Source organism: Blautia sp. MSK17_66 (assembly GCF_020538025.1).
GTDB lineage: Bacteria > Bacillota > Clostridia > Lachnospirales > Lachnospiraceae > Blautia_A.
Genome location: NZ_JAJBNQ010000104.1, coordinates 1 through 386, shown reverse-complemented (window position 1 = coordinate 386; position 386 = coordinate 1). Strand labels below are relative to the sequence as shown.

1 rRNA gene is annotated in these 386 nt (G+C 43.0%); it reads right to left on the bottom strand.

Going from position 1 to position 386, the window contains the following annotated elements:
- Positions 1-276: 276 nt before the first annotated feature.
- A 5S ribosomal RNA gene (gene rrf / locus LIR34_RS17675) occupies positions 277-386 on the bottom strand; the annotation flags it as partial.

The window sequence follows — 386 nt, the reverse complement described above, 5'->3', positions numbered from 1 at the left end:
TATATCAAGGATATTTGATTAGTTAATCAAATTTACATGTATGCAGTTTTCAAGGTACGATACTGACTGATATTTTATCAGTCATATAAGAAGAAAAGCTTTCTTTTCATCTTATATCACTGGTAAAACCAGTTATTAATAACAGCTCTTCCCGGCTGATACGGGTTAGCACTGGACTTATCGAATGTTTACTGGCTCCACCCTGTTTCCGACAGGGCTCACTTTCCAATGCCTGTGTCTATGCTCAACAGATTTTCATCTGTTATTCTTTTTTTAATCTGGCGGCCACCTGCTCTCCCACACCGTCTCCAGTGCAGTACCATCGGCCGCTTGCGTCTTAACCGTCGTGTTCGGGATGGGAACGGGTGTTTCCCACAAGCGCATCG